This window comes from Pseudomonas sp. O230 (genome assembly GCF_045447035.1).
GTDB lineage: Bacteria > Pseudomonadota > Gammaproteobacteria > Pseudomonadales > Pseudomonadaceae > Aquipseudomonas.
Map to the genome: position 1 here is coordinate 581,484 of NZ_JBJGXN010000002.1, position 25,643 is coordinate 607,126.

A 25,643-nucleotide genomic window follows, 5' to 3' on the forward strand; every position below is an offset into this window, starting at 1 on the left:
CGGTCAACGGCGCTCGATCGGCTCGATCACTTGCAACGCGAGGTTGCCTTTGTGCGAGCCCATCTTGACCTTGAACGCAGGCACGCCGTTGGCGCGCATGATCATTTCTTCCGGCATTTCGACCGGGATAATGTCCCCCGGCTGCATGTGCAGAATGTCCCGCAGGCGCAACTGGCGACGGGCAACCGTCGCACCGATCGGCACGTCGACGTCGAGCACGTCCTGGCGCAAGGCATTGACCCAGCGCTCGTCCTGATCGTCGAGGTCCGACTGGAAGCCGGCGTCGAGCATTTCGCGCACCGGCTCGATCATCGAGTACGGCATGGTCACGTGCAGGTCGCCGCCACCGCCATCGAGTTCGATGTGGAAGGTGGAGACCACAATCGCTTCGCTCGGGCCGACGATGTTGGCCATGGCCGGGTTCACTTCCGAGTTGATGTACTCGAAGTTCACTTCCATGATCGCCTGCCAGGCTTCCTTCAGATCGACGAAGGCCTGCTCCAGCACCATGCGCACCACCCGCAGTTCGGTCGGGGTGAATTCACGCCCTTCGATCTTCGCGTGACGGCCGTCGCCGCCGAAAAAGTTGTCCACCAACTTGAACACCAGTTTGGCGTCGAGGATGAACAGTGCGGTGCCGCGCAATGGTTTGATCTTGACCAGGTTGAGGCTGGTCGGCACGTACAACGAGTGCACGTATTCGCCGAACTTCATCACCTGCACACCACCGACGGCAACGTCCGCCGAGCGGCGCAGCATGTTGAACATGCTGATACGGGTGTAGCGGGCGAAACGCTCGTTGATCATTTCCAGGGTCGGCATGCGTCCGCGGACGATGCGATCCTGGCTGGTCAGGTCGTAGCTTTTGACGCTGCCGGGCTCGGCAGCGGTATCGGTCTGTACCAGACCATCGTCGACACCATGCAACAGCGCATCGATCTCATCCTGGGACAGCAGGTCCTGCACGGCCATGTCGTGTTCCTACTGCAGTACGAAATTAGTGAAAAGCAACTGTTCGATGACCACTTTGCCGAGCTCTTTCTGCGCCACTTCCTGGACGCTCGCCGTGGCTTTCTGGCGCAGCATTTCCTGACCGACCGGCGACGCCAGGGTCGCGAAATCCTGCCCGGAGAACAGCATGACAAGGTTATTGCGGATCACCGGCATGTGGACTTTGAGCGCTTCCAGGTCGGCCTGATTGCGACCCTGCATGGTGATGCTCACCTGCATGTAGCGCTGGCGGCCGTTCTGGTTGTAGTTGGCCACGAAGGCCGGCGCCATTTGCTCGAAAACCGCTGGCTGCTTGCCGATCGGGGCGGTTTCAGCCACGGCGACAGGCTTGCTCTGAGCGCTGTGCATGAAGAACCAGGTCGCTCCCACGGACAAGCCGATCGCCAGCAGCAGGGCTACCACGATCACAATGATCAGCTTGATTTTGCCTTTGGTTGCGGGGTCTTTTACTGCTGCTTCGCTCTTCGCCATGCCAATAATCCGTCACTATTCGGGTTTTCACAGTCGCACGGCAAGGCAAGAGCAAGTGTTATGCCATGTAGGAACGAGCTTGCTCGCGAAAAACCCGAGAACGCCCCGAGATGTCAGGTTTGGCGCGTTATCGTGGGCAACCTTCGCGAGCAAGCTCGCTCCCACAGGGAGGGTGCTGATTCAATCAGGCGTAGTAATCGACAGCGCTGGAACCGATGACGCTGGTCGTGCTGGCCGCCACGTCGGCAACGGTCGGCACGAGCTCTTCATCCGCACCCTCGAGGCGACCGCCGCTGGCGTTGGTGCGCCCGCCCTGCCCCTGTTGAGCCTGTTGTTCCTGACCCTGGCCCTGCCAGCCACGCGACTGGTCGGAAACGTTGACATCGACCTGACCCATGCCCTGCTGCGCGAACATGTCACGCAAGCGGTGCATCTGCCCATCGAGCGCTTCGCGAACGCTTGGATGCGCGCTCATGAAAGTCACTTGGGTCTGCTGATCCGGCACCATGTTCACCCGAATATCGAGGCGCCCCAGCTCGGCCGGTTGCAGCTGGATATCGGCCGCCTTGAGATTGGCGCTGGACAGGTACATGACCCGGTTCACCACTTCCTCGGTCCAGCCGCTTTGATTCATCGTAATCGGCTGATTCACCGGCACCGCGTTGGCGGTTTTCGGTGTGGCAGCCTGGGTCAGCGCCGCCAGGCGGTTGGCGAAGTCGTCGACACGGGTATCACTGCTGGCTGACTTCAAATCCTTGAGGCCATCATCGATCAGGCCACTGAAAGATTTCTCACCGCCCTGGCTGGTACTGTCCTTGTCTGCCTGCACATCGAACATGCCCGCCATGCCGGCGGCAAAGTTCTGCGCCGAGGTGGGTTCGCCGTCAGCCTGGGCCTGAGCAGCCGTTGGTGCTGCCTTGGGTTGCGCCTGACTGGCAGCGGAAATATGACCACCCTGCTCCATGGCCATACGCACGGCCGGCAGCGCATCCAGCGGATCGGCTTCAGGATCGAACGCGTCATCCGCTGGCGCAGCCACCTGTGCCGCCGTCACCGGCGCAGCAACAGGCGCCTGGACTTGCGGCTGCTCAGTGACCACCACTGGCGGCACCTGCGGAGCCGGAGCGGCCACCACGGCCTGCAACGCTGGCAGCAATGAAGGATCGAGGGCCGGATCAACCGGCGCCGTGTCGGCTACCGGGGTTTCTGCAGTATCCGCCGCATCATCGCTGGCGGTCTTGCCGTCGGCCGGTGCCGGTTTATCGGCGGGCAAGGATTTGCCGCTATCGGCAACCGTCGGTTCCGGGGCGGCAGCATTGTCGTTGCCGACGCTCTTTTTATCGGGACTGTCCGGGGTTTTATCGCGCACCGGCTTCGCCGATCCATCGGTGGCCGCAGAGGGCTTGTTCTGGGCTTGATTGGCGTAGACCTGAGCGAAGCTGGACGCCTTGTCCCCGGGCTCAGCGGACAGCGCCGGTGGATTGGCGGAGGCGGCTTGAGTCTTGGCCTGAGCGGCGGCCTGAAGAAGAATATTGGGGGTAACGGGCATGAAACGGTCTCCGCTGCACTGGGATCGTAGGTACAGTTGCGGAGATTACTGCAAGGGTTGCGCCAGTTTTGTCAGGCCAGCGTTAAAAGCGCCGGACGGAGGCACTGTCAGCGAGAGAGCGCTGGCGCTCTGCTTCGTAGAGAGGACGGATAATGGCAAATTCGCCATCGATGGCTCCGACCAGTTTCTCGATGCCTTTCGCAGACGTCTGCTTGCTTAGCTGTTCAAGTTCATCGCACAGCTGCGCGAGGCGAATGGCGCCCATGTTGCTGCAACTGCCCTTGAAACTGTGCGCAGTAGCACCGAGCGTCTCGGCATCAACTGCCTTGTGCAGCAGACTCAAGCGCTCTTGGGAATCGGCGAGGAAGGTATCCAGCAACGTCGGATAATCATCCTCCATGACCTCTTGCAACGCGCTCAGCACGTCGCGGTCCAGGTGTGTGTCAGCCACTTGCTCACTCCTTGATCAAGAATGCGCGGATTATGCCAGAGCCTCCCAGAAAAATTCCACGCGGGCACTACGACCATCGTCGGCCCAGTTGGCGTTACGGCCCAACTGGCGGATCAGACTGACCCCCCGTCCCGATAGACGGGCGCCATCGAGGGGGCGCGCCATCACCTGATCGACATCAAAACCCTTGCCGCTGTCTTCGACACGAATCGTCAGGCAACCGCCCTCATCGTTGGGCACGACCTGAAAATGCACGCGCACGTAGCCATCTTGCAGCGCGTCCAGGCGCGCATTGCGCTGCTGATAATAGCGGGTAAAACCTGACGCATCGCGTTTCAGACTTGAGTCCAGCCCCAGCACGCCATGTTCCAGCGCATTGGAGTACAGCTCCGCGAGCACGCTGTAAAGCGCACCGCTCTGTGCGCGCAAACCATGGACCTCCAACAGTAACTGCAAAAGATACGGCAGTGGATTGAAGCGCTTGAGGGTAGCGGCGCGAAACTCGAAACTCACCGACCAGTCCAGCGGGCAGGACTGACCGCTATCGGAATAAACCGGCGCCGGCGGACTCAGCTGTGCAGCCTCCAACAGGCTGACTTCGACCATGCTGACGTCGTCGCGAGCCTCACCGCGAAAATCCCGCAGCGCCTGCTCGATCTCCTCGAACAGCCGATCGGGCTGACGGTTGGCCGCAAACACCTGCTGCAATCGCTCGACACCGAACAACTGCTCATTGGCATCACACGTATCGATCACCCCGTCGGACAACAGAAACACCCGATCCCCGACCGCCATCGGAAACACTTCGGTGCGGTCATCGAACGTCTGCGGGCTCAGCACGCCAAGGGGCAAATGCCGAGCCGCCAGCGGTGTACGCTCGCCGCTGGCGATAGTGTGCAGGTAACCGTCCGGCATCCCGCCGTTCCAGACTTCCACCGAGCGCCGCTGAAAACTCAGGCACAGCAGCGTCGCACAACAGAACATATCCACCGGCAGGATGCGCTTGAGCTTGGCGTTCATCTCGCGCAGGGTTTCCGATAGGCCATAACCCTTGGCGGTCATGCCGTAGAAGACTTCGGCCAGCGGCATCGCCCCGACGGCGGCCGGCAAGCCATGGCCGGTGAAATCGCCCAGCAGCACGTGCATGTCGCCGGCCGGAGTGAATGCCGCGAGCAGCAAATCACCGTTGAACAGCGCATAGGGCGATTGCAGGTAACGGATGTTGGGGGCGTTCAGGCAGCCAGAGTGGGCGACCTTATCGAACACAGCTTTTGCCACACGCTGTTCGTTGAGCAGGTAATCGTGATGCCGGGCGATCTGGTCACGCTGCTCCAGCACGGTGGCCTGCAACCGGCGCAAGCGGTCCATCGCCTTGATTTTGGCGGCGAGGATCACCTGGTTGTAGGGTTTTGCCAGAAAGTCGTCACCGCCGGCCTCCAGACAGCGCGCCAGGGCTTCGCTTTCGGTCAGCGACGTCAGGAAGATGATCGGCACCAGGGTTTCCCCGGCCAGCGCCTTGATCTGCCGCGCCGCCTCGAAACCGTCCATCACCGGCATCATGGCGTCCATCAAAACCAATTGCGGTCGCTGCTGGCGAAACGCTTCGACCGCTTCGGCGCCGTTGGCCGCCGTCAGGACTTCATGACCCTGGCGACGGACAATGCTCGACAGCAGCATGCGGTCGGCCGCGCTGTCTTCAGCGATCAGGATCGTCAGCGGCTCGAACAACGATTGCACGGCCGTCACGCCACGTCGAAGATCTGTTCGAAGTTAGAGATGGCGAGGATCTTGCGCACATCGGCGTTGGCGTTGGTCAGCGTGATCTCGGCGTTCTCGCCACCGGCGTGATCACGCAACAGCAACAACATGCCTAGCGCGGAACTGTCGAGGTAAGTGGCGTCCTTCAAGTTCACTTCGAAGGACTCGGGTTTTGGCTCAAGATGCTCGTAGGATTCACGAAATTCCTGATGTTTGGCGAAATCGAATCGTCCCTTGATCGATATCGTCAGTTTTTGCCCATTCGGGGAGACTTCTGTAACAACTGACATTGAACGGCTTCCTTGTCATTGGTGAACATACTTGTACAAGGTTTAGCACTTGGTGGAGATGGGGGCAAGGCTGGAAGTTTGTGGAGTTTTCGAGCAGGTCTTCGCGGGCAAGCTCCGAGTGGCGTTCCGACGAAGAACGATAACGCGGTCAGACTGATTCAGTACGGACTCTCGCGCGGCAATCGCTGGGACAACTCGTCCAGCAACTTCTGCTCGCGCTTGTCTTCCAGCTGCCGCGCCTCATCCGCATAGCGCTGAACCAGCTTGCGCAAGCCTTCGACCCGGGCAAACGCCTGCTGCCAGGTTTCCCGAGCCTTGTTCAGATTGTTCTGATGCCACGCCAGGCTTTGCCGCTGCTGATCAATGGCGGTCCCCAGTTGCGCGAGGAAGCCCTGGTAACCCAGCAGCCATTGGCCCGAGACGCCGCTGCTGCCGCGCACGATCCATTGCTCCTGATAATCGAGTCGAAAGGCTTCAAGGTCGGCGAGCTTACTTTCAGCCAGGCGAACCTGACCCTGAAAATGGCCCAACCGCTGGACGGCGGTTTTCTCAGCCTTTTCGGCCATTTCAACCACCGGCGCCAAGCGCCCTGCCCGACTCTGGGCCATGATCGATTAGCCGCCAGCCGCAGGCGCAAAGATCGAGCCGAGATAGGCTTCGCTTTCACCCAGGCTGATGCTGTCGTTCAATCCCTGGCGCAGGTATTTGACCAGCTGCGGTTGCAGGGAAATCGCCAGGTCGGTCTCACGATCACCGCCGGGCACATAGGCGCCAACGCTGATCAGGTCGCGACTCTGTTGATAGCGCGACCACAACTGCTTGAAATACTGGGCGCGGGTCATGTGTTCCGGCGAGACCACCGACGGCATGACCCGGCTGATCGACGCCTCGATGTCGATGGCCGGGTAATGCCCTTCCTCGGCCAGACGCCGGGACAGGACGATGTGCCCGTCGAGGACACCCCGCGCGGCGTCGGCGATCGGATCCTGCTGGTCGTCGCCTTCGGACAACACGGTATAAAACGCGGTAATCGAACCGCCGCCCTTTTCGGCGTTACCGGCCCGCTCCACCAGTTTCGGTAACTTGGCGAACACCGAGGGCGGATAACCCTTGGTCGCCGGCGGCTCGCCAATGGCCAGGGCGATTTCCCGCTGGGCCTGGGCGAAACGGGTCAAGGAGTCCATCAACAACAGGACATTCTTGCCCTTGTCGCGAAAGTACTCGGCGATTCGGGTGCAATACATCGCGGCGCGCAGACGCATCAGCGGCGCATCGTCCGCGGGGGACGCCACGACCACTGAACGCTTGAGGCCTTCTTCACCGAGGATGTGCTCGATGAATTCTTTAACTTCGCGGCCCCGCTCACCGATCAGCCCGACGACGATAATGTCGGCCTCGGTAAAGCGGGTCATCATGCCCAGCAATACGGATTTACCCACGCCGGTACCGGCAAACAGTCCGAGTCGCTGGCCGCGACCGACCGTCAACAAGCCGTTGATGGAGCGAATGCCCACGTCCAGCGGCTCACTGATCGGGTGACGCTTGAGCGGGTTGATCGTCGGGCCGTCCATCGGCACCCAGTCTTCAGCCTTCATTCCGCCCTTGCCGTCCAGCGCACGGCCGGCGCCATCAAGCACCCGTCCGAGCATGCTCATGCCCATCGGCAGACGACCGGTATCGGCCAACGGCACCACTCGGGCACCGGGCGCGATGCCGGCGACGCTGCCGACCGGCATCAGAAAGACTTTGCTGCCGGAGAAGCCCATGACTTCAGCTTCGACCTGCACCGGATGGTAACTGTCGTCGTTGATGACCATGCAGCGGCTGCCCATGGCGGCGCGCAAGCCTTCGGCTTCGAGGGTCAGGCCGACCATGCGCAGCAAGCGGCCTTCAAGAATCGGTGCGCCGGCCAACTCCGTGGCCTCGACGTAACTGCCGAGACGCTTGGCGAAGCTGGTGCGATCAAGGCGCATCGGGAACGTCCGGTTCAGGCTCGACGACAGGCTTGGCGTCGGCCGGCAGCTCCAGGCTCAGGTCCGGCGCGGCAGGGTGCAGCGCCTGTTCGTGCAATTGATCGAACAGCTTGTCCATGACCCGGGCGACGCGGGTTTCAACGGTGGCGTCGATGCGACTGTGCTCAGTCTCGACCCGGCAACCGCCAGGCAACAACGCTTCGTCCTCGACGATGCGCCAGGTTTCTTCATGGCGTTCGCGCAGGGCTTTGACCTGTTCGAAGTCCTGCGGATTGATGTACAGCCGCACGTTGCCCACGCCCAGCGGCAATAGCTTGAGGGCTTCGCGCATGACATGTTCGATCTGCGTCGAGTCAATCGCCAGTTCGCGCTGAATCACCTGTTTGGTGATGTGCTGCACGAGGTCGACCAGCGACTTTTCGATCTGGGTGTCCTGCTCGGCGATGGGTTCGAACAGGTTGGCCATCAACTGCTCCAGGGCAGCGACTTTCGGCGCCAGGATCGCCTCGGCTTCCTGACGGACCTTGAGCGTCGTACTGTGAAAACCTTCTTTTTCACCCGTCGCGAAGCCTTCGTTGTAGGCCTCCTGGCGAATGCTTTCAAGCTCTTCGAGGGTCAGTGGCTGGACTTCGTCCAGCGGCACTTCTTCCATTTCCGGTGGCTCGGGCTCAGGTTCCGGCTCGGGTTCCGGCACATGCGGGTCGAAACTGGGCAGCGACCAGACATCGAAACCACCGACATCCTTGGCACGGATCAGGTCGGTGTTGGACTCATCATGTTTGGACGACATAGTGACCTTAGATCATCTCTTCGCCGCCCTTCCCGCCGAGAACGATTTCTCCGGCTTCGGCCATACGGCGAGCAATGGTGAGGATTTCTTTCTGTGCGGTTTCCACGTCGCTGACACGCACCGGGCCTTTGGCCTCGAGGTCGTCGCGCAACAGTTCGGCCGCCCGTTTGGACATGTTCTTGAAGATCTTCTCTTTAACGCCTTCGTCGGAACCTTTGAGGGCCAGGACCAGCACGTCGGAGGACACTTCGCGCAGCAACGCCTGAATCCCGCGGTCGTCGACATCGGACAGGTTGTTGAACACGAACATGAGGTCTTCGATCTGACCGGACAGGTCTTCGTCGACTTCGCGGATCGAGTCCATCAGCTGACCTTCGATCGAGCTGTCGAGGAAGTTCATGATGTCGGCCGCACGCTTGATGCCACCCAGGGTGGTGCGCGAGGCATTCGAGTTGCCGGAGAACTGCTTCTCGAGAATCTGATTGAGTTCTTTCAGCGCAGCTGGCTGCACGGTGTTCAGCGAGGAAACCCGCAGAATGATGTCCAGTCGCACCTTATGGTCGAAGTTGCCCAACACTTCGCCGGCCTGGTCCGGGTCGAGATACGCCACAACGATCGCCTGGATCTGCGGGTGCTCGTAACGGATCACGTCGGCGACGGCGCGCGGTTCCATCCACTTCAGGCTGTCGAGACCACTGGTGTTGCCACCCAGCAGGATCCGGTCGATCAGGCCGTTGGCCTTGTCTTCGCCCAGTGCCTGAGTCAGCATTTTGCGCACGTAGTCGTCGGAGCCGACGCCCAGGCTGGTCTGGTCGCCGACGATGTCGACGAACTCGCTCATCACCTGCTCGACCTGCTCGCGGTGCACGTTACCCATTTGCGCCATGGCCACACCCACACGCTGGACCTCTTTGGGCCCCATGTGGCGCAGCACTTGGGCGGCGTCGGTCGAACCCAGGGACAGCAGCAGAATCGCGGCTTTATCGACCCGGGACAGTTTGGCGACAGCGGCTCGGTTATCACTCATCTGCGTTAATCCACTCTTTCACGACCTGGGCCACACGACCCGGATCTTCTGCCACCAGACTCTTGATTGCGTTCAACTGTGCGTCATAGCCTTCGCTCGGGCTTGGCAGCAGGATGCTGGTCGGGCCGCCAAGGCTGACGCGGTCGTTGGCCAGTTCGCCATCCAGGCCGCCCATGCCACCGAGTTCCACGTCGCCGCCAAAACCGGCCAGCTGTTTGCCTTTGCCGCCATTGGTGATGTTGTTGAGCACCGGACGCAGCACGCCGAACACCAGTATCAGGATGAACAAGACACCCAGCACTTGCTTGACGATGTCCCAGAACCAGGGCTGGGAGTAAAACGGAATATCGGCAATCACTTCACCGCGCTCGGCGGAGAACGGCATGTTGATCACACTGACACTGTCACCACGGCTGGCGTCGAAACCGACGGCGTCCTGTACCAGACGGGTAAAGCGCGCCAATTCGTCGGCGCTCCACGGGGCACGGGAGGTTTCGCCGTTGGCTGCGTTGATCTTGACCTGATCGTCCACCACTACCGACACCGACAGGCGATTCAATCGGCCCTGCTGTTGCTTGGTATGGCTGATGGAACGGTCGAGTTCGAAGTTCTTGGTGGATTGTTGACGCTTGTCCGCCGGATACGGTGCGAGCATTGGCTGGCCGGTGGCCGGGTCCATGATTTGCTGACCGTTGGCATCCAGCAGTGGCTGGCCTGGCTGCACCATGCCGGCCGACGCCGTAGCGCCCCCGGTGGTTTGCGGCGCCGAGGCTGGCGATGGCGGCTGGTTGCTCAGGGCACCCGGCACGCCTTGCGGGCCATTGCTGGCAGTGCGTTGTTCGTTGACCGACTGCTCGCTACGCAACGCCGGTTGGTCCGGGTTGAATTGCTCGGAGGTCGATTCGACGGCGCTGAAATCCACGTCCGCCGAGACTTCGGCTTTATAGCGATCGTTGCCCAGCACCGGTTGCAGGATGTTGTGCACACGCTGAGTGAGCATGCTTTCCATGCGACGGCTGTAATCGAATTGCTTGCCGGCCATGGTCAGTTCGGAATTCTCCGCCTGATCCGAAAGCAGATTGCCCTTCTGGTCGACGACGGTGATCTGCGATTTGCTCAGTTCTGGAACGCTGGTCGCGACCAGGTTGATGATCGCCACCACCTGACCCGGCTCCAGAGATCGACCGGAATACAGCTCAACCAGCACCGAAGCGCTCGGTTTGCGTTCGTCGCGCACGAACACCGAGCTTTTCGGAATCGCCAGATGCACGCGGGCACCCTTGACGTTGTTCAGGCTGGAGATGGTCCGGGCCAGTTCGCCTTCGAGGCCACGACGATAACGGGTGGCTTCCATGAACTGGCTGGTGCCCAGCCCCTGATCCTTGTCGAGGATCTCGAAACCGATGTTGCCGTCGCTGGGAGTGACACCAGCGCCCGCGAGTTTCAGACGCGCACGGGACAAGTCATCGGCCTTGACCAGCAAGGCACCGGAGTTCGGTTCAACGGTATAGGGAATGTCAGCGGCCGCCAGGGTATCCATGACTTGCTTGGCATCCATACCGGCAAGGCTGCCGTACAGAGGCCGGTAGTCCGGCTGCTGGGACCACAACACCACGGCGAAGCCAATCGCCACGCTCGCAGCCAGGCCGACCAACAGGCCCACCTGACGCAACATGGTCATCTCGGAGAGGTTTTCCAGGAAGGACAAGCCGAACAGCGGCGGTTTGCCGTCTATCGGAGTGGCCTTGGCCGGAACATTATCGGCGACTGCTTCTGCCATGACTCAATCTCGTCCTTAAACCGGCATCTGCATGATGTCTTGGTAGGCCTGAACCAGCTTGTTACGCACTTGGGTCAACGCTTGGAAAGACACGCTGGCCTTCTGCGAGGAAATCATCACGTCCGTCAGGTCGACGCCACTCTTGCCGATCTCGAAGGCACTGGACAACTGACTGGAAGCCTGCTGGGTGTCGTTCACTTTATTGACGGCCTGACCGAGCATGTCGGAAAAGCTGCTGCCACTCATTTCAGGGACGACGGCAGTCGATTTCGGCGCAGACATGGCATCCATTTGCATGGACCGCATGTCCAACATCAACCGATTGAATTCAATACCTTGGCTCATGGTCTACTCTCGTTGGCGACCCGCAATTTTTTGACACTCACTCGGCGGGTAGTGAGGTCTTAGCAACAAGGGTGCCAGCTCCGTGGCCGCTCTGAACAAAAGCCTGTCCTTCGCTTTCGCTCCTACAAAATAAAATCAGGTGGCGAACAAGTACGCTTCAACGTCCATTCCGGCATCACGCATTTGCGCCAGCTTGTAGCGCAGGGTGCGCGGGCTGATGCCCAAACGCTCCGCCGCTTCTTTGCGACGCCCCCGCTCGGAGCGCAAGGTGTCGATGATCATCTGGAATTCGCGGCGACGCAAATCGTCGCCCAGCGCCCCGGCAGACTCGGGCTCGACCTCCAGGACCCGCACCGGCACGGCGGCCAACGCCGGTAACGGCGCACAGGCAACGGGCCCGGCCAGGCAGAAATCCTGCGGCTGGATCACACCGCCCTGCTGCAGAATCAATGCACGCTGAATCGCGTTATCCAGCTCCCGCACATTGCCCGGCCACGGGTAGCCGATCAGGCATGCCTGCGCCTCGGGCGACAGTCGCGCCGCAGCATGCTTCATTTTATTGACGTGTTTGGCCAGCAACCGCTCGGCCAGCGGCAGGATGTCGGCGGTGCGTTCGCGCAACGGACGCCAGGCCAACGGAAACACGGAAAGGCGATAGTAAAGGTCTTCACGGAAACGCCCTGCCGCCACTTCCCCGGCCAGGTCACGGTTGGTAGTCGCGACAACCCGAATATCCAGCGTGATCGGCTTGCGCGCGCCGACCCGCTCGACTTCACGCTCCTGCAACACGCGCAGCAACTTGGCTTGAAGACCCAGGGGCATTTCGGAGATTTCGTCGAGCAGAATGGTCCCGCCGTCGGCCTGCTCGAACTTGCCAGCCTGCGCCGCGATGGCGCCGGTGAACGAGCCCTTTTCGTGACCGAACAACGTGGCCTCGAGCATGTTGTCGGGAATCGCCGCACAGTTGATCGCGATAAACGGCTGACTCGCACGATGAGAATGCCGATGGATGTAACGCGCCAGCACTTCTTTACCGGTTCCGGACTCACCGGAGATCAACACCGTTGAATCACTGCGCGCCACCCGTGCAGCCAATTCCAGCAACTGCGCACTGGCCGGCTCGAATGCTATCGGCCCCTCAGTGTCGGCAGCGCCGAGGCTGCCCAACGCATGCCGCGCGACCAGATCCAGCAACGCCTTGGGCTCGAATGGCTTGACCAGATAATCCGCCGCCCCCTGGCGCATCGCATCGACCGCGCGCTCTACGGCGCCATGCGCCGTCATCAGCAACACCGGCAACTGCGGCTGGCGAGCGCGCAGCAATCCAAGCAGTTGATGGCCGTCCATGCCCGGCATGTTGACGTCGCTGAGCACCAGGTTGAACGCCTCGGCTCCGACGGCGTCCAGCGCTTCTTCCGCCGAACCCACGGCGGTGTAGTCATGCCCCGCGAGCAATAGCGTATCGGTCAGTGCTTCGCGTAATGCGCGGTCATCCTCGACCAGTAAAACCTTGATCCCCATGCCTCTCACTCCGCTCCCCGAGCACTGCGCTTCTCATCAGAAAAAAGCGGCAGGATCACCTGCGCACAGGTGCCGCGACCCAACCGCGAGCGCAGTTGCAATTCTCCCTGATGAGCACGAGCCACCGCCTTGACCACCGTCAGGCCCAGGCCGGTCCCGGTGGTTTTAGTGGTGAAAAATGGTTCGCCCAAACGCGCCAGCACTTTCGTTTCGATGCCGCTGCCGCTGTCGCTGACGCAAACACGCAGGTTGTTGTCACGACTGTAGAGATGGACTTTCAAGCGAACGTCGCCGGCACTGGCCTGGATCGCGTTCTCGATCAGATTCAGAATCGCCCCGACCAGCGTGTCACGATTGCATAGCAGCTCACCCGCGTGACTGTCGCACTGCCAGCGAACCGGCAAATCCTGCACGTGGGTCAGCGCGGCGGCCTGCAAGGACTGCATCAGCATTTTCGGCGTGACGCGATCGGTCAGCGGCAGCTCGCCGCGAGCGAAAACCAGCATGTCACGCACTTGGTGTTCCAGCTCATGCAAACGCTCTTTGAGCCGTCCGGCAAAACGCTGCTGCGTGGCAACCGGCAGCTCTTGCTCGGTCAAATGACTGGCGTAAAGCAATGCGGCGGACAACGGCGTGCGAATCTGGTGAGCCAGCGACGCGACCATTCGACCGAGGGAGGACAGGCGTTCGTGCCGAGCCAGTTGATCTTGCAGATGACGAGTTTCGGTCAGGTCGTTGAGCAACACCAACTGGCCGGGCTCGGCATCCAGCGAGCGAGTGGCGATCGACAGCCGCCGGCCGTCCTTGAGCGATATTTCATGCCCGTCGTCTTCACGCGGCGCAAAGCAACGGGCAATGACATGACGCCACAACTCGCCTTCGAGGGGCAGGCCGAGCAGTTCACTGGCAGCGGGGTTGGCTTCGCGGACGATGCCCTGAGCGTCGATGACGATAACGCCACCGGGCAATAGATCGAGGAGGTTTTGCAGGCGGTTGGCCAGGCGTTCTTTTTCCGCCAGCTCCTGCATGCGCTGAGCGCTGACCACCGCCAGCTCACCCTTGAGCTCGGTGACCCGGGCTTCGAGCATGCTGTAGGAATCGGTCAACTGGCTGGACATCTGGTTGAACAACGCGAAAGCCTGCTCAAGACTAAGCCGGCTTGCCTGCTCTACGGACGACGTTTGACCCGAAGCATCAGGGACAGGAGACATCTGGGCGGCTTGGGGCATCGGGCTCTCTCGCTTGGCTGACCGTCAGTTAAACGGAACGTTGCGAGGGATGTAGCAATACCCGTGCCTAAAAAAAACCGCCTATAAATGAACGACTTGAAAAACAGGCGTCAATCATCCGCCTGTTCATCACCGTCGCGACGGCTCATACCGTACTTGCGCATCTTCTCTACCAGCGTGGTGCGACGGATCCGCAGCCGCTCGGCAGCGCGCGCCACGATGCCATTGGCATCATCCAGCGCCTGCTGAATCAGGCCTTGCTCCAGACCACCGAGGTAGTCTTTCAGGTCCAGTCCTTCCGGCGGCAGCATGGCGCTGGCCGCGAAGTCCGGCGCGTGACCGTTGATGGCCACGCGCTCCTCGAGATCGCTGCGCAGGCTGTCGACCAACTGCTCGTCTTCGTCATCGACGTAGCGGAATTTCTTCGGCAACTCGACCACGCCGATCACCCCGTACGGGTGCATGATCGCCATGCGTTCCACCAGGTTGGCCAGCTCGCGGACGTTGCCCGGCCAGCCGTGACGGCACAGCGACATGATCGCCGCCGAGTTGAAACGGATCGAACCGCGCTTTTCGTGCTCCATGCGCGAGATCAACTCGTTCATAAGCAACGGGATATCTTCGACACGTTCGCGCAGCGGCGCCATCTCGATCGGGAACACGTTCAAGCGGTAATACAAGTCTTCGCGGAAAGTGCCGATCTCGATCATGTTTTCGAGATTCTTGTGAGTCGCCGCGATGATGCGCACATCGACGCTCTGGGTCTTGTTGCTGCCCACGCGCTCGAAAGTACGCTCTTGCAGCACACGCAGCAGTTTGACCTGCATCGGCAGCGGCATGTCGCCGATCTCGTCGAGGAACAGCGTGCCGCCGTTGGCCAGTTCGAAGCGCCCGGCGCGGCTGGTAATTGCCCCGGTGAAGGCGCCCTTTTCATGGCCGAACAATTCGCTTTCCAGCAACTCGGCCGGGATCGCCCCACAGTTGACCGGGACGAACGGCGCGTCACGACGCTTGGAGTGATAGTGCAGGTTGCGCGCGACCACTTCCTTGCCAGTCCCCGACTCGCCGAGGATCAGCACACTGGCGTCGGTGTCGGCGACTTGCTGCATCATCTGACGGACGTGTTGAATCGCCCGACTGGTGCCGACAAGGCTGCGAAAAAGGTTGGGCTCGCGGTGACGGCCGCGCTCGCGGGCCTGGTCGTACATCTCGCGATAGACCTGGGCACGGTGCAGCGAATCAAGCAGCTTGCTGTAGCTGGGTGGCATTTCGAGGGTCGAAAGCACTCGGCGACGCTGGTCTTCGGGCAGGTCAACGGAAGAATTATCGCCCATTAACAAAACCGGAAGGAACTCATCCCAGGTAGAGAGTGTCTTTAACAAGCCCGGAAGTGCACCAGGAGCATTGACCGTCCCGATGAGGACACAGATCACTTCACGACTTGATGACAAAGAGCCGACAGCCTGCTGCCAGTCATGGCTACCGCAGGGTAAATTTTCTTCGCCAAGAAAATTCAAAATCACCGCCAAATCGCGGCGGCGGACGCTATCGTCATCAATCAGCAGAATTTTGGTTTCACGCCACATGCAATAGCAACTTCCCTAGTCAACTCAATGCCCGAAATGATGGGGCAAGCTAGACGCTTGCAGACACGTTATGCCTGTAGACGCCTGAAATCTGGAACCAGCCACTAGTTAAGTCAAAAAACCGTGCACAGTCAAATTTATGGCGCACTATGTTTGGATTAACTGAGGATTAATTAACCAAACAGATGGTAAACCTTTGCCGCGTTCTGTGCTTGATGGATCTGCGACATCTCATCAACTATTGCTTGCCGCTCCCCTGTCGCCGCCTCCAAAAGCTGCTTATACACTCCCAACAGCTCCTCAAGATTGTCGCGCAAGGCGGCTTCGTCCACCGAAACTTCACTCAAGACGTCTTCCATGCAGGAACGACACGCCAGATCCAACTCACCAATGGCTTCCCAATTGCGCTCGGCCAAGGCACCGACGAGGGCATCACGGGTGTGTTCGATACGCTGCAATACAAGACTCATGGTGATCTCCTTAAAACTGCGGACCCGGCGCGGCGATAGCGTCCCAACCTTCTTTCACGGTGCGAAGCAAATCGGCGACTTCGTCGAGAATCTTTGGATCGGTTTTGATGTTGGCTTCTGTCAACCGCTTCATCATGTAGGTGTACAACTTGTCCAGTTCACCCACAGACTCAACAGAATTCTCCAGATCCAGGCCTTCACGCAAGCCACCGATGATCCCGATCGCCTTGCCGATGAAAATGCCTTTGTTGGGGATGTCCTTGCGCTCCATGGCACCTTTGGCCTGAGCGATGCGATCCAGACCGCCCTCCATGAGCATTTGCACCAGGCGATGGGGGCTGGCTTCGGAAGTCTGGGCCTGAGCGCCAATCTTCTGGTACTGCCGAAGGGCTAACATCGGGTTCATGTTGTACCTCATCAAAACTGTGTGATTCGTATAACCAGTGTATCGACACCGCGTCAAAAAACTTTAGATCGAAACAAAAAAAGCCCGACAAGCGGAATTCGCTGCCGGGCTTTTGGCGCATAGGCGCTATCAGGCGTTTTTCTGTGCGTTGATCGCGTCGAACATCGAGGTAATGTTATTCGCCGTTGCCTTGAGCTTGCCGACCAGGGTGTCCATGTCGTTGTACTTTTTGGTCAGCACGGTTGTCAGCGTCGCGACACGACGATCCAGTGCCTCCTGCTGGTTGGCCAGGCTGGTTTTGACCTTCGCCAGGTTGGCCGAACGCGCATCAAGGATGCCTTCGCTGCCAGTGACGGTATAAGGCGTAATCACCGCAGTCATTCGTTCCAGCAGCCCCTTGGCCGCATCACCGGTCGCCGCGGGATCACCCAGGAACAGCTTCTGAATCTCACCACCCAGTTTCTGCGTATCCATCGCCGCAGTGAACTTGGCGCTGTCAAAATCGAGCGCACCGGTTTTCTGGTTGGTGGTAATACCCAACTGCGAAAGTACGGTCAGCTTGTCGCCCGCACCGGTAGTGGCCAACGGTTCACGGATCGACGCCAGGACGCCCCGACCCAGCGAATCGCCGGTCAGTGCCGCGGCAACGGTTGGCTTGCCATCCTTGTCCAGGGTGGGCTTGCTCAGCGTATTGACGGTGGTGACAACCTGGTTGTAAGCGTCGACAAAGGCCTGGATCGATTTTTTCAAACCGTCACTGTTCGGCCCGACCGTCACAGTGGAAGTCGCCCCACCCCCAGCCACCAGATTCAATGTCAGGCCGGAAATGGCGCTATCCACAGTGTTGGATTTGCTGGAGATAGCCAGTCCGTCAACCGTGAAGCTGGCATTCGCAGCGAGTTCGCCGATGGCACCAGCCGAAGTCTCATCAGGCGTGGCACCCATTTTCTGACCCGCGGTAATTTCCAGGCCCGGAATACCACCGAGCGTGATATCGGAACCAAAACCGGTCGCGGTAGACCCCAGGACCAGACGCGACCCGAAGGAGTCAGTGACAATGTTGGCACTGAAGCCATTGGCGCCTTGCTGGGTGTTGATCGCATCCCGCACCGTCTGCAACGTAGCGCCAGGAGGAATGGTGACCGGTCGGGCAATGCCATTTTGAGTGATATTGAGCGTACCGTCCTGAACGGCACTGGTAGGGCCACCGGCAAACGCAGCGGTCGCCACCTTGGATGAAGTCGCAAGGTTGTTGACCTTGATAACATACGTGCCGTTGACCGCCGAGTTGCTGGCGACAGAGGTCAGCACTTTGGGATCGGAACTCGTGGCGTTGTAACCCAGGAACTGCGGGGTCTTGGTATCACCGAGGTTTTTGATCGCGGCCTGGAAATTCGCCAGCACACTCTTGAGGGTCCCGACACCGGAAATCTTCGAGGTATTGGTATTCGTCTGTCGGTTGATCTGACTCTGCTTTGCCGATTTGTCAGCATCAACCAAGGCTTTGACGATAGCCGTGGTGTCAAGGCCGGAGCCTAACCCCAGACCCGGTAGAATTGGACTTGCCATGTTGGACTCCCTTCAGTGTGTCGCCGGCCTTTTGACCATTACAACGCCCAAAAGAACATAGCAACAAAATTCGTGCCAGTTGTCAGGCTTTAGCGCTGAACAACAGACTGCTTGCATCATTCAAACTATTGGCCAACTTGAGCACTTCTTCGTTGGGGATCTGGCGAACCACCTCACCCGACTCGCTGGCGATGACTTTAACGATAACTTTGCCTGAAGGCTCATCGATCGAGAACTCCAGATTGCGCTTGATCGATTGGACGAACTTTTCGATTTCCTGAACGGCCATCTTCAGCTTGTCCTGCTCGGTTTGCGCGTCTTTTGGTTCATCCTTGACCGTTGCCACGGGGGCAGCATCGGTTCGAGGCTTCTCCACCGGATGGTCAGCAACAGTCGTCGCCGGCTTCGCGGCTGGATAAGACAAGTTCAGCTTCACGCTCATATCCATGTCCATCACCTCTTAAACTGAAAAAGCGAGAGAGCACGCGTACGCACTCCCCCGCCAAAACTCAACCGGCTATTACTGAAGCAGTTTCAGTACAGCGGATGGCAGCTGGTTGGCCTGGGCCAGAACCGACGTGGAAGCTTGTTGCAGGGTGTTTTGCTTGGTCAGCTGTGCAGTTTCAGCAGCGAAGTCGGTATCTTGTACGCGGCTCAGTGCAGCACTGGCGTTTTCGTTGATGTTCTGCAGGTTGGAGATGGTGGTGGAGAAACGGTTCTGAGCAGCACCGAGGTCAGCACGAGTGGCGTTGATTTTGTTCAGCGCGTTGTCGATGGCCGAGATGGAAGCCGAAACAGAGTTGTGGTTACCCGAGTTGGAAGTACCGGAGATGGTAGTACCGGTCATGCCCAGGGCGCTTGCGTCGAAGCTCGACGACAGGGTCAGGGTGATCTGGTTGTCGGAAGTAGTACCCGCACCCACCTGGAATTCCATCGCGCCAGCAGTACCGTCGATCAGTGCCTTGCCGTTCAGGTTGGTGGACTGAGCAATACGGGTCAATTCAGCGATCGACTGTTGGTATTCTTTGTCCAGAGCGGTACGGTCAGCAGTGCCGTTGGAGTCGTTACGCGATTGCAGTGCAATTTCACGCATACGTTGCAGAATGTTGGTCGACTCTTGCAGAGCGCCTTCAGCGGTCTGAGCGATCGAAACACCGTCGTTGGCGTTTTTGATAGCCATGGTCTGACCACGGATCTGCGAGGTCATACGGTTAGCGATTTGCAGGCCGGCGGCGTCGTCTTTGGCGCTGTTGATTTTCAGGCCGGAAGACAGGCGAGTCATCGAAGTCGAAAGCGCGTCGGAAGCCTTGTTCAGGTTTTTCTGAACGTTCAGCGACGTAGTGTTGGTGTTTACTGTCAAAGCCATGACGAATTCCTCGTTGGTTGGGTACTGCGGCTTCCGGCCCTGGCAACCGCCGGGTATGGCCTAGAGAACCTTCGTAATAGTTATCGTCGCGAATGCAGGTTGCTTTAGGGGATTTTGAAAAAAAATTGCCATCACACTGCCACCCCTCATGAAACAAGGGCTTGGCGGCAGCTCAATACAAAAGAATGACGTCAGGGAAATGCCGGTAACGGGACAGCGAGGACTCGCCTGTACCGGCACATTGTCAAAAAGTCTTAACCGGCCGTGGGCGCTTCCAGCAATTGGGGCAACTCATAATCGAGATAATCGGCCAGCGCCAACCAATCCTGCGCTTCCTGACAGGCAAGCATGTCAATGAGCACCGCCGTCCAGCGGGATTGGACCTCGACATTTTCACGCCCCATCGTGGATTGCACATCACTGCACACCTGGACCATGAGCAGCGCGGCTTCGACATCTCGCCCCAGACGGAACAAAACCGCACACTGGCGCGCCTCGGCAATCAAGGAAGATTCAGTCATCGCGTGAGCTCCGGGTGAAACGTCGTGCCAACGATCATTGCCCCGGCCCGACTGCTGTTATAAAAAGCCACCCGAGGATGCCCGGCGATGTACCGCTCCAGCTCGCACAAGTAACTGCGGAAATTGAGCTGCGTCTTGACCCGCTCACCGTGGCCATCGAGGACCCAGTGCCGGGCCGCACTCACTTGTGGCCCAAGATCACCGTCATTCCAGCCGGCGTGAGTCTTGTTGTTGGGGAAAGCAAAGTCGGCGCCGAACAGCGTGATCTGGCTGGCCCCCATGTGTACCGCCAGGTCCACCGCAGGGTGAATCACACTGCCACCGACAAAGAGTTGGGCCTTGGGCAACTGCTGGCGCATGTCCTTATAAACAGGACTGGCGGAATAGGCCGCGTAACGCTTGCCCTGCCAGCCCCCCAAAACCTCTGGGTCAGCCATCGGCATGTAGACCAGCGTGATATCGCTCGTGGCATCGGCCGGCAAATGTCGCGTCGAGATGCGCTGATCAATCGTGACCACCACATCCGGTTTGATCCCATGCTCGATAAGCGGTCGGTAGGCGGTATCGACGCAAATGAACAGCGGCCGCTGTGCCTGTTCGCGGACCGTGCGCAGTGTGTCGAAGTGCTGTTCCAGGCTCGGCCCGGTGGCAATGACAAACACCTCCCTGCCGGGACAGCTGGCAAACAGCTCGGCCGCATCGGCATCGGCGCGAACACGCTCGACACACGCCTGCAAACGCTCGGCAATTTCCGGATTGTCGGTATCGAATTCGCGATTATTGAAGGTCAGGTGGGTTTCGCTGATCAGCCGGTCACGGATCTTGGCGTTGAAGTCATCCGCCAGCACCAGCTCAGAAGGCAGCGCGAAATACGGCAACTGGATTTCCGCCAAATCGCCGGCGTACAGCAGCACCACCCGCGAATCGCCGAGCCACGGCAGTTGATCGAGCAGTTGCAGCACCAGGGCAAACACCGCGCCATTCAGAATGTGCACGTACAACCGCTCAAGCCCGACCCGCTCCAGCAATTGCAACTGCAAATCACCCAGCCCGGTGCCATAGACATGCACCACCGGACTGTCCACGGGCAGGCTGTCGGCCTGAAGCAACGCTTCGCGAGTACGGTCATGGCGACTGGTCAACTGAATGCCATTGATGCGCAACGTAGAACCCAGGCCCTCCACCAGATCAGCTTGCAAGGCGGCGCTGTTTTCCACCGACAGTCGATGCCAGACCTTGGGCCAGCGCCGTTGAATCAACTCGCCGTTGTGCTCAAACAACTCGCTCATGGAGCCTCGCTTTTCATTTGGGCAAAAAAATAGCGCTCAAGGTTACACCTTGAACGCTTTTTTTGTGCCTGGCTTTTGAAGGATCAAGGGCGATAGATAATCGCCGACCCCCATGACAAACCAACGCCGAAACCGCTCAACGCTACGCGTTTCCAAGTGGAAGCCAGCACGTGCTTTTCCAGCAGCAGCGGGATGCTCGACGACACGGTGTTGCCGGTCTCGACCATGTCCTTGATGAACTTCTCCGGCTCACCCTCGAAACGTCGCGCTACGGCATCGACAATCGCTGCACTGCCCTGGTGGATGCAGAACGCATCGATATCGTCAGCGGTCAGTTGCGAATCGGCGAGCAGTTCGTGCAAATGCGCCGGAACTTTAAGCAGTGCAAAATTGAACACCTGACGGCCGTTCATGAAGAACACCCCGTCGGTCACCTTCAGGTGCGGCGCGCCGGAACCGTCAGTGCCGAACTTGGCCTTGCCCAGTTGCCATGGCGCGTTTTCACCCATCCAGGTCGCGGTGGCGGCATCACCGAACAGCATGGTGGTGTTGCGGTCTTCCGGGTCGACGATCTTCGAGTACGGATCAGCAGTGATCAGCAGGCCATTCTTCAAGCCTGCGGCTTCCATGAACCCCTTGATGGCGTAGATACCGTAGACGTAGCCGGAGCAGCCAAGGGAAATATCGAACGCAGCCACGGTGGTCGGCAGGCCCAGTTTGTCCTGAACGATGGCGGCGGTGTGCGGCAGACCTTCTTCGTCGCCGTTCTGGGTGACAACGATCAGCACGTCGATGTCTTCACGTTTCAAGTCGGGATTGTTGGCGAACAGCGCGTTGGCCGCTTCGACACACAGGTCCGAGGTTTCCTGACCAGCGTCTTTGCGCGGCAGGAAGGCCGAACCGATCTTGCCCAGGATGAATTCTTCATCCTTTTCGAATTTTGCACCCTGTGCGTAATTGTCCACGCCGGCTACAGGAACGTAGCTCGCAATGCTTTTTATGCCAATCATTACGGCTTCCCAATAAGAAACAGCCCAATACCACCGCTCGTAATGATTCGAGGGGCGCCGACAAACGGAGAAAAACGTCGCCTCATTGAGGCGACAGCGGGAAGAATAAAAGGCTATCACTGGGCCAAAAACAGGCCAGGCGCCACCTTCCCGATTAATACAATACAGTGAAGATGCGCGTTATGACTCGTAGGTCACGCTATTTTGCCGAATCAGCGCCACAAGAGGCTATTCGACCAACGGGGGCAGCGGCCTGAAAGTGTGCGTCCAGGACCCCGGGGAGTGCGTCAAGGTCCGGGATGGATATTTGCGCATCGTAGCCCGGCAACGCCACGACGCTGCGATGTCCACCGGTCTGCACCCGAACGGTCAATGCCCCCAGAGGGTTGAGGTTGACGAAATCCTTGGAGGGGTTGTCACCGACGTACACCATGTCGGCCCAGCGACAGCCTTCTGCCTGGCGAATACGCTCGAAGCAGTGCAGGGACGGCTTTGCATGGCGGATACCAAAACGATGAGTGATCAGGACCCGTCGAAACGTTGAAAACAGCCCCAGTGCATCGACTTTGTTCCTCTGCACGATCTTGTGCCCGTCAGTGACGAGATAGAGCGGCACTTGCCCACGGTAGCGGTCAAGCACGACGCGGGCAGCGGGAAACAATTCGAGGCTCGGGCGATGATGCCGATAAACGTTCACGCACTCGGTCACGCGCGTCTTCGACAACTGTCCATGCGACTCAAGCCATCGGTCGAAAACCCGCCCTCGCCCCTCACGCTCCAGCACGTTCAGCATCAAACCCAGCGAACGTTCAGCGTTCCAGCCGAAGACATCCTCACCATGGCGGGCCACGGCGCCCAGCCCGCTGATGACGAAGCTGGTCTCGTCATAGAGCGTATCGTCAAGGTCAAAAATCAGGATCATGCAGCACCAGATCGGCAGGCAGACGAATCTGTCTGACCTCACCGGCAATACGTTTGAAAACAGGTGGCAGCCCCAGCCCGAAAGCCTCGCCAAGGCTCCAGTAAAGAACGTCCAGCCCAGCCGCGATGGCGGTGGTGGAGGCACCGCCAAATCGAGGATTGCATTCAATGATCCGCAGCGTGTCGTCGATGACGATGGCTTGCATCACCACGGGACCGCGCAGGTCCAGCGCCGCCAGGGCGCGAACCGCTTCATGCTCAAGCACTTCACTGCGAAAAGTGGTCGTTATCTGCGATTCGCCAGCGATCACACGGTCGCGTCGGCGCAGCAGCACGCCCACCACCGAACCACCGCGATCAAGCCAGCCGTCGATGCTGATTTCCGGCCCCGGCACAAACGCCTGAAAGATCGGAGCCACTAGGCTTTTCGCGTGATGACGGGCGGCATCGACAGGCAAATCAAGCCCGATTGCCCGGGAACCCGCGCCGTAACGCTCTTTGACTACGTAAGGTCCGGCTCCGACGGCCTCGGGTGTCATCGCCGCCTCAATGACAGGCAGGCCAACCTCTTTGCCGAAGCGAGCGAACGCGAGTTTATCGAGACAACGTTCAACGGCCTCGGGGTGGGAGACGACGACTGAGATCCCCGCTTTGCAGAGTGTTGCGCGGTGGCGCGCCCAAAAGGCCAACTCACCATCGCGGGTCGGAAAAACCACCGCGATCCCTCGCTCGTGACAGCCTTGAATCAGCCTAGGCAGTTCAGCGTCGGTCACGGGTGGCATCTGCCAGAACCCGTCAGCCACATAGCGTGCCGGCGCGTCAGGATCGAGGTCGCCAGCAATCACGCGAGCCTCGGGATGTATCCGCCGGACAGCGTCCTGCATCGCGCGCACCAGCGGTGCCTTACGCGACGCCGAGGTGATGAGCACGTGGCGAGCCGTGCCTTTCAAGGGAGTCTGACTGTCGCTCACTGGCCATTCTTCCATTCGAAGGCAAGCAAACCGTGGGCGAACGAGTCCGTGGGTGTGCCGTCAATCAGCACATGCTCGCGCAAGCGTCCCTCACAACGAAACCCCGAAGCCTCAAGGATCGCGATGTGGCGAGTGCGGTGCGCAAACGTTTCGGTGCTCAGGCGCCGCAGTCCGAGATCGTCAAAGGCCAGTCGTTTCATCAAGTCCAGGAAACGTGAAAACAGGGCGATGAGTTCGTCTGAGTTCTTTTCGAGCTCCGGGGTGAGCAAAAACGAAACCTCGGCCCGGCGGTTTGCCCAGGAAATGTGGACCAGCCCACCGTACCCGATCAAGACACCTGCACGCTCCAGCGCGACCAACACCTGCGAGGGCTCCAGGCTTTCGGTCTGCGGCCAGACATGCTCGGCAAAATAGTGCGCCTGCTGTTCAGGCGAGATCGGAGCCGTTTGGCGCAGCACGTCCATCTGGGCATTTCGCCATTGCCGGATCGCTTCGATGTCGGCCGGTTGAACCGCTCGAACCTCAAGCACCCCGTCCGATAGCGTCGAGTTCGGCATCACCCGGTATCGCACGGCCGTCGCACTCATTCGATCACCAGATAAGAGGTGAGCGGGTTGGAGGGGTCTCGCCGTATGGCGTAACGAGACAATCCGAGCACTTCGCGCAGGGCGATGGTTTCGCCGGGAAATTCCGGTGTATTGAGTTCGTCGAACGCCAGAATGCTGCCCTTGGTCAGGTACGGCAGGATCGCCTCGAGGCAATCATGAGTCGGCTTGTAGATATCGAAGTCGAAATAGGCCAGCGCCACGATGGTTTCGGGATGCGCCTTGAGATACCCGGGAAGCGACATCGTGGCATCTCCCGTGACCAGTTCGTGCTTTTTCTTGTGTGGAATCGGCGCGTTTTGCGCGTGAAAGTCGAGGATGCCCTCGAGTTCTTCCTTCCAGTTCTCCACGACGCCGTAGTCACCCGGCTGTACGCCGCCACCATCCTGCGGCGCGACCGCAGGAAAACCCTCGAAGGTATCGAAGCCGATGATCTTGCGGTTGTAGTTGAAGGGTTCGTGTATGCCCCGCAACGTGGAGAACAACGCCATGTTCTGCCCCCAACGCACACCAAACTCCATGATGACTCCGTGCACGGGCACGATCATCTGGTAGAGCATCTGCATGAAGTTGATCCGCGACAGCGTCTGTCGCGTGAGGTAAAGGCCGATGTTGTCCAACAGCTCGCGGTCGGGAATCCGTGAGGCGCGAAGTCGATCGACAAGCATCTGCTTGCGCTCAGTCTCGGACTGCGTCGAGCCCACCAGTGTTCGAATGGTTTGATCTGTCATGTA

The 25,643-nt window shown here is 59.5% G+C and carries 27 protein-coding genes; all 27 read right to left on the reverse strand.

What is annotated here, in order from left to right; genetic code table 11:
* Positions 1–3: 3 nt before the first annotated feature.
* The 27 genes from fliM to ACI77H_RS06150 all read right to left on the reverse strand — a co-directional run bounded on the left by fliM (position 4) and on the right by ACI77H_RS06150 (position 25,640).
* Complete coding sequence (gene fliM / locus ACI77H_RS06020) at positions 4–972, reverse strand: flagellar motor switch protein FliM (RefSeq protein WP_008024584.1); 969 nt, start codon at positions 970–972, stop codon at positions 4–6.
* Positions 973–981: 9 nt separating this feature from the next.
* Positions 982–1,482, reverse strand: a complete 501-nt coding sequence (gene fliL, locus ACI77H_RS06025; protein ID WP_407010926.1) for a flagellar basal body-associated protein FliL — start codon at positions 1,480–1,482, stop codon at positions 982–984.
* A gap of 184 nt (positions 1,483–1,666) precedes the next feature.
* Positions 1,667–3,031 (reverse strand): flagellar hook-length control protein FliK, encoded by a 1,365-nt coding sequence (locus ACI77H_RS06030; RefSeq protein WP_407010927.1) that lies wholly within the window; start codon positions 3,029–3,031, stop codon positions 1,667–1,669.
* Positions 3,032–3,113: 82 nt separating this feature from the next.
* Complete coding sequence (locus ACI77H_RS06035) at positions 3,114–3,482, reverse strand: Hpt domain-containing protein (RefSeq protein ID WP_407010928.1); 369 nt, start codon at positions 3,480–3,482, stop codon at positions 3,114–3,116.
* Between the two features lie 30 nt (positions 3,483–3,512).
* Entirely contained in the window at positions 3,513–5,219 is a 1,707-nt protein-coding gene (locus ACI77H_RS06040; RefSeq protein ID WP_407010929.1) for a SpoIIE family protein phosphatase, read from the reverse strand.
* A gap of 5 nt (positions 5,220–5,224) precedes the next feature.
* Positions 5,225–5,530 carry an STAS domain-containing protein gene (locus ACI77H_RS06045; protein ID WP_407010931.1) on the reverse strand — a complete coding sequence of 102 codons (306 nt, stop codon included), beginning with the start codon at positions 5,528–5,530 and terminating at the stop codon, positions 5,225–5,227.
* A 158-nt stretch (positions 5,531–5,688) separates the two neighbouring features.
* On the reverse strand, positions 5,689–6,138 hold the full coding sequence (fliJ, locus tag ACI77H_RS06050; protein WP_150630232.1) for a flagellar export protein FliJ: 450 nt from the start codon (positions 6,136–6,138) through the stop codon (positions 5,689–5,691).
* Positions 6,139–6,144: 6 nt separating this feature from the next.
* Positions 6,145–7,503, reverse strand: coding sequence for a flagellar protein export ATPase FliI (gene fliI, locus ACI77H_RS06055; protein ID WP_407010933.1), 1,359 nt, complete (start codon positions 7,501–7,503; stop codon positions 6,145–6,147).
* Positions 7,493–8,293, reverse strand: coding sequence for a flagellar assembly protein FliH (gene fliH / locus ACI77H_RS06060; protein WP_407010935.1), 801 nt, complete (start codon positions 8,291–8,293; stop codon positions 7,493–7,495). Before fliH ends, fliI begins: the two co-directional genes overlap by 11 nt.
* Before the next feature lie 7 nt (positions 8,294–8,300).
* Positions 8,301–9,320: a flagellar motor switch protein FliG gene (gene fliG / locus ACI77H_RS06065; RefSeq protein WP_003184041.1), complete on the reverse strand. Its 1,020-nt coding sequence runs from the start codon at positions 9,318–9,320 to the stop codon at positions 8,301–8,303.
* A complete protein-coding gene (gene fliF / locus ACI77H_RS06070; RefSeq protein WP_407010936.1) occupies positions 9,313–11,100 on the reverse strand; it encodes a flagellar basal-body MS-ring/collar protein FliF in 1,788 nt (595 codons plus the stop codon). Before fliF ends, fliG begins: the two co-directional genes overlap by 8 nt.
* Positions 11,101–11,115: 15 nt before the next feature.
* A complete protein-coding gene (gene fliE / locus ACI77H_RS06075) occupies positions 11,116–11,445 on the reverse strand; it encodes a flagellar hook-basal body complex protein FliE (protein ID WP_407010938.1) in 330 nt (109 codons plus the stop codon).
* Between the two features lie 135 nt (positions 11,446–11,580).
* The gene (locus tag ACI77H_RS06080; protein ID WP_407010939.1) at positions 11,581–12,966 is read right to left on the reverse strand and encodes a sigma-54-dependent transcriptional regulator; all 1,386 of its coding nucleotides are present in this window, start codon (positions 12,964–12,966) and stop codon (positions 11,581–11,583) included.
* Positions 12,967–12,971: 5 nt separating this feature from the next.
* Positions 12,972–14,177 (reverse strand): sensor histidine kinase, encoded by a 1,206-nt coding sequence (locus tag ACI77H_RS06085; RefSeq protein ID WP_407010941.1) that lies wholly within the window; start codon positions 14,175–14,177, stop codon positions 12,972–12,974.
* Positions 14,178–14,305: 128 nt separating this feature from the next.
* Positions 14,306–15,781, reverse strand: coding sequence for a sigma-54 dependent transcriptional regulator (locus ACI77H_RS06090; protein ID WP_407010943.1), 1,476 nt, complete (start codon positions 15,779–15,781; stop codon positions 14,306–14,308).
* Between the two features lie 173 nt (positions 15,782–15,954).
* A complete protein-coding gene (locus tag ACI77H_RS06095; protein ID WP_008035226.1) occupies positions 15,955–16,251 on the reverse strand; it encodes a hypothetical protein in 297 nt (98 codons plus the stop codon).
* Positions 16,252–16,261: 10 nt separating this feature from the next.
* Entirely contained in the window at positions 16,262–16,657 is a 396-nt protein-coding gene (fliS, locus tag ACI77H_RS06100) for a flagellar export chaperone FliS (RefSeq protein WP_407010945.1), read from the reverse strand.
* 129 nt (positions 16,658–16,786) lie between these two features.
* Positions 16,787–18,226, reverse strand: coding sequence for a flagellar filament capping protein FliD (gene fliD / locus ACI77H_RS06105; RefSeq protein ID WP_407010946.1), 1,440 nt, complete (start codon positions 18,224–18,226; stop codon positions 16,787–16,789).
* 82 nt (positions 18,227–18,308) lie between these two features.
* Complete coding sequence (locus tag ACI77H_RS06110) at positions 18,309–18,674, reverse strand: flagellar protein FlaG (protein WP_407010947.1); 366 nt, start codon at positions 18,672–18,674, stop codon at positions 18,309–18,311.
* Between the two features lie 72 nt (positions 18,675–18,746).
* A complete protein-coding gene (locus ACI77H_RS06115) occupies positions 18,747–19,592 on the reverse strand; it encodes a flagellin domain-containing protein (RefSeq protein ID WP_407010948.1) in 846 nt (281 codons plus the stop codon).
* A gap of 254 nt (positions 19,593–19,846) precedes the next feature.
* The gene (locus ACI77H_RS06120; RefSeq protein ID WP_407010949.1) at positions 19,847–20,113 is read right to left on the reverse strand and encodes a hypothetical protein; all 267 of its coding nucleotides are present in this window, start codon (positions 20,111–20,113) and stop codon (positions 19,847–19,849) included.
* The gene (locus ACI77H_RS06125; protein ID WP_407010950.1) at positions 20,110–21,402 is read right to left on the reverse strand and encodes a motility associated factor glycosyltransferase family protein; all 1,293 of its coding nucleotides are present in this window, start codon (positions 21,400–21,402) and stop codon (positions 20,110–20,112) included. The genes ACI77H_RS06120 and ACI77H_RS06125 overlap by 4 nt, the downstream gene beginning before the upstream one ends.
* An 83-nt stretch (positions 21,403–21,485) precedes the next feature.
* Positions 21,486–22,412, reverse strand: a complete 927-nt coding sequence (locus tag ACI77H_RS06130) for a ketoacyl-ACP synthase III (protein ID WP_407010951.1) — start codon at positions 22,410–22,412, stop codon at positions 21,486–21,488.
* Between the two features lie 199 nt (positions 22,413–22,611).
* Positions 22,612–23,334: an HAD family hydrolase gene (locus ACI77H_RS06135; protein WP_407010952.1), complete on the reverse strand. Its 723-nt coding sequence runs from the start codon at positions 23,332–23,334 to the stop codon at positions 22,612–22,614.
* Positions 23,318–24,319, reverse strand: a complete 1,002-nt coding sequence (locus tag ACI77H_RS06140) for an ATP-grasp domain-containing protein (protein WP_407010953.1) — start codon at positions 24,317–24,319, stop codon at positions 23,318–23,320. Before ACI77H_RS06140 ends, ACI77H_RS06135 begins: the two co-directional genes overlap by 17 nt.
* Positions 24,301–24,891 carry a GNAT family N-acetyltransferase gene (locus tag ACI77H_RS06145; RefSeq protein ID WP_407010955.1) on the reverse strand — a complete coding sequence of 197 codons (591 nt, stop codon included), beginning with the start codon at positions 24,889–24,891 and terminating at the stop codon, positions 24,301–24,303. The genes ACI77H_RS06140 and ACI77H_RS06145 overlap by 19 nt, the downstream gene beginning before the upstream one ends.
* Positions 24,888–25,640, reverse strand: coding sequence for a crotonobetainyl-CoA--carnitine CoA-transferase (locus ACI77H_RS06150; RefSeq protein ID WP_407010956.1), 753 nt, complete (start codon positions 25,638–25,640; stop codon positions 24,888–24,890). Before ACI77H_RS06150 ends, ACI77H_RS06145 begins: the two co-directional genes overlap by 4 nt.
* Positions 25,641–25,643: the final 3 nt, after the last annotated feature.

Excerpts from the sequence above, each read along its gene's own strand:
- fliM (WP_008024584.1), bottom strand. The coding sequence starts at position 972 with ATGGCCGTGCAGGACCTGCTGTCCCAGGATGAGATCGATGCGCTGTTG.
- fliL (WP_407010926.1), bottom strand. The coding sequence starts at position 1,482 with ATGGCGAAGAGCGAAGCAGCAGTAAAAGACCCCGCAACCAAAGGCAAA.
- ACI77H_RS06030 (WP_407010927.1), bottom strand. The coding sequence starts at position 3,031 with ATGCCCGTTACCCCCAATATTCTTCTTCAGGCCGCCGCTCAGGCCAAG.
- ACI77H_RS06045 (WP_407010931.1), bottom strand. The coding sequence starts at position 5,530 with ATGTCAGTTGTTACAGAAGTCTCCCCGAATGGGCAAAAACTGACGATA.
- fliJ (WP_150630232.1), bottom strand. The coding sequence starts at position 6,138 with ATGGCCCAGAGTCGGGCAGGGCGCTTGGCGCCGGTGGTTGAAATGGCC.
- fliI (WP_407010933.1), bottom strand. The coding sequence starts at position 7,503 with ATGCGCCTTGATCGCACCAGCTTCGCCAAGCGTCTCGGCAGTTACGTC.
- fliH (WP_407010935.1), bottom strand. The coding sequence starts at position 8,293 with ATGTCGTCCAAACATGATGAGTCCAACACCGACCTGATCCGTGCCAAG.
- fliG (WP_003184041.1), bottom strand. The coding sequence starts at position 9,320 with ATGAGTGATAACCGAGCCGCTGTCGCCAAACTGTCCCGGGTCGATAAA.
- fliF (WP_407010936.1), bottom strand. The coding sequence starts at position 11,100 with ATGGCAGAAGCAGTCGCCGATAATGTTCCGGCCAAGGCCACTCCGATA.
- fliE (WP_407010938.1), bottom strand. The coding sequence starts at position 11,445 with ATGAGCCAAGGTATTGAATTCAATCGGTTGATGTTGGACATGCGGTCC.
- ACI77H_RS06080 (WP_407010939.1), bottom strand. The coding sequence starts at position 12,966 with ATGGGGATCAAGGTTTTACTGGTCGAGGATGACCGCGCATTACGCGAA.
- ACI77H_RS06085 (WP_407010941.1), bottom strand. The coding sequence starts at position 14,177 with ATGTCTCCTGTCCCTGATGCTTCGGGTCAAACGTCGTCCGTAGAGCAG.
- ACI77H_RS06090 (WP_407010943.1), bottom strand. The coding sequence starts at position 15,781 with ATGTGGCGTGAAACCAAAATTCTGCTGATTGATGACGATAGCGTCCGC.
- ACI77H_RS06095 (WP_008035226.1), bottom strand. The coding sequence starts at position 16,251 with ATGAGTCTTGTATTGCAGCGTATCGAACACACCCGTGATGCCCTCGTC.
- fliS (WP_407010945.1), bottom strand. The coding sequence starts at position 16,657 with ATGAACCCGATGTTAGCCCTTCGGCAGTACCAGAAGATTGGCGCTCAG.
- fliD (WP_407010946.1), bottom strand. The coding sequence starts at position 18,226 with ATGGCAAGTCCAATTCTACCGGGTCTGGGGTTAGGCTCCGGCCTTGAC.
- ACI77H_RS06110 (WP_407010947.1), bottom strand. The coding sequence starts at position 18,674 with ATGGATATGAGCGTGAAGCTGAACTTGTCTTATCCAGCCGCGAAGCCG.
- ACI77H_RS06115 (WP_407010948.1), bottom strand. The coding sequence starts at position 19,592 with ATGGCTTTGACAGTAAACACCAACACTACGTCGCTGAACGTTCAGAAA.
- ACI77H_RS06120 (WP_407010949.1), bottom strand. The coding sequence starts at position 20,113 with ATGACTGAATCTTCCTTGATTGCCGAGGCGCGCCAGTGTGCGGTTTTG.
- ACI77H_RS06125 (WP_407010950.1), bottom strand. The coding sequence starts at position 21,402 with ATGAGCGAGTTGTTTGAGCACAACGGCGAGTTGATTCAACGGCGCTGG.
- ACI77H_RS06130 (WP_407010951.1), bottom strand. The coding sequence starts at position 22,412 with ATGATTGGCATAAAAAGCATTGCGAGCTACGTTCCTGTAGCCGGCGTG.
- ACI77H_RS06135 (WP_407010952.1), bottom strand. The coding sequence starts at position 23,334 with ATGATCCTGATTTTTGACCTTGACGATACGCTCTATGACGAGACCAGC.
- ACI77H_RS06140 (WP_407010953.1), bottom strand. The coding sequence starts at position 24,319 with ATGGAAGAATGGCCAGTGAGCGACAGTCAGACTCCCTTGAAAGGCACG.
- ACI77H_RS06145 (WP_407010955.1), bottom strand. The coding sequence starts at position 24,891 with ATGAGTGCGACGGCCGTGCGATACCGGGTGATGCCGAACTCGACGCTA.
- ACI77H_RS06150 (WP_407010956.1), bottom strand. The coding sequence starts at position 25,640 with ATGACAGATCAAACCATTCGAACACTGGTGGGCTCGACGCAGTCCGAG.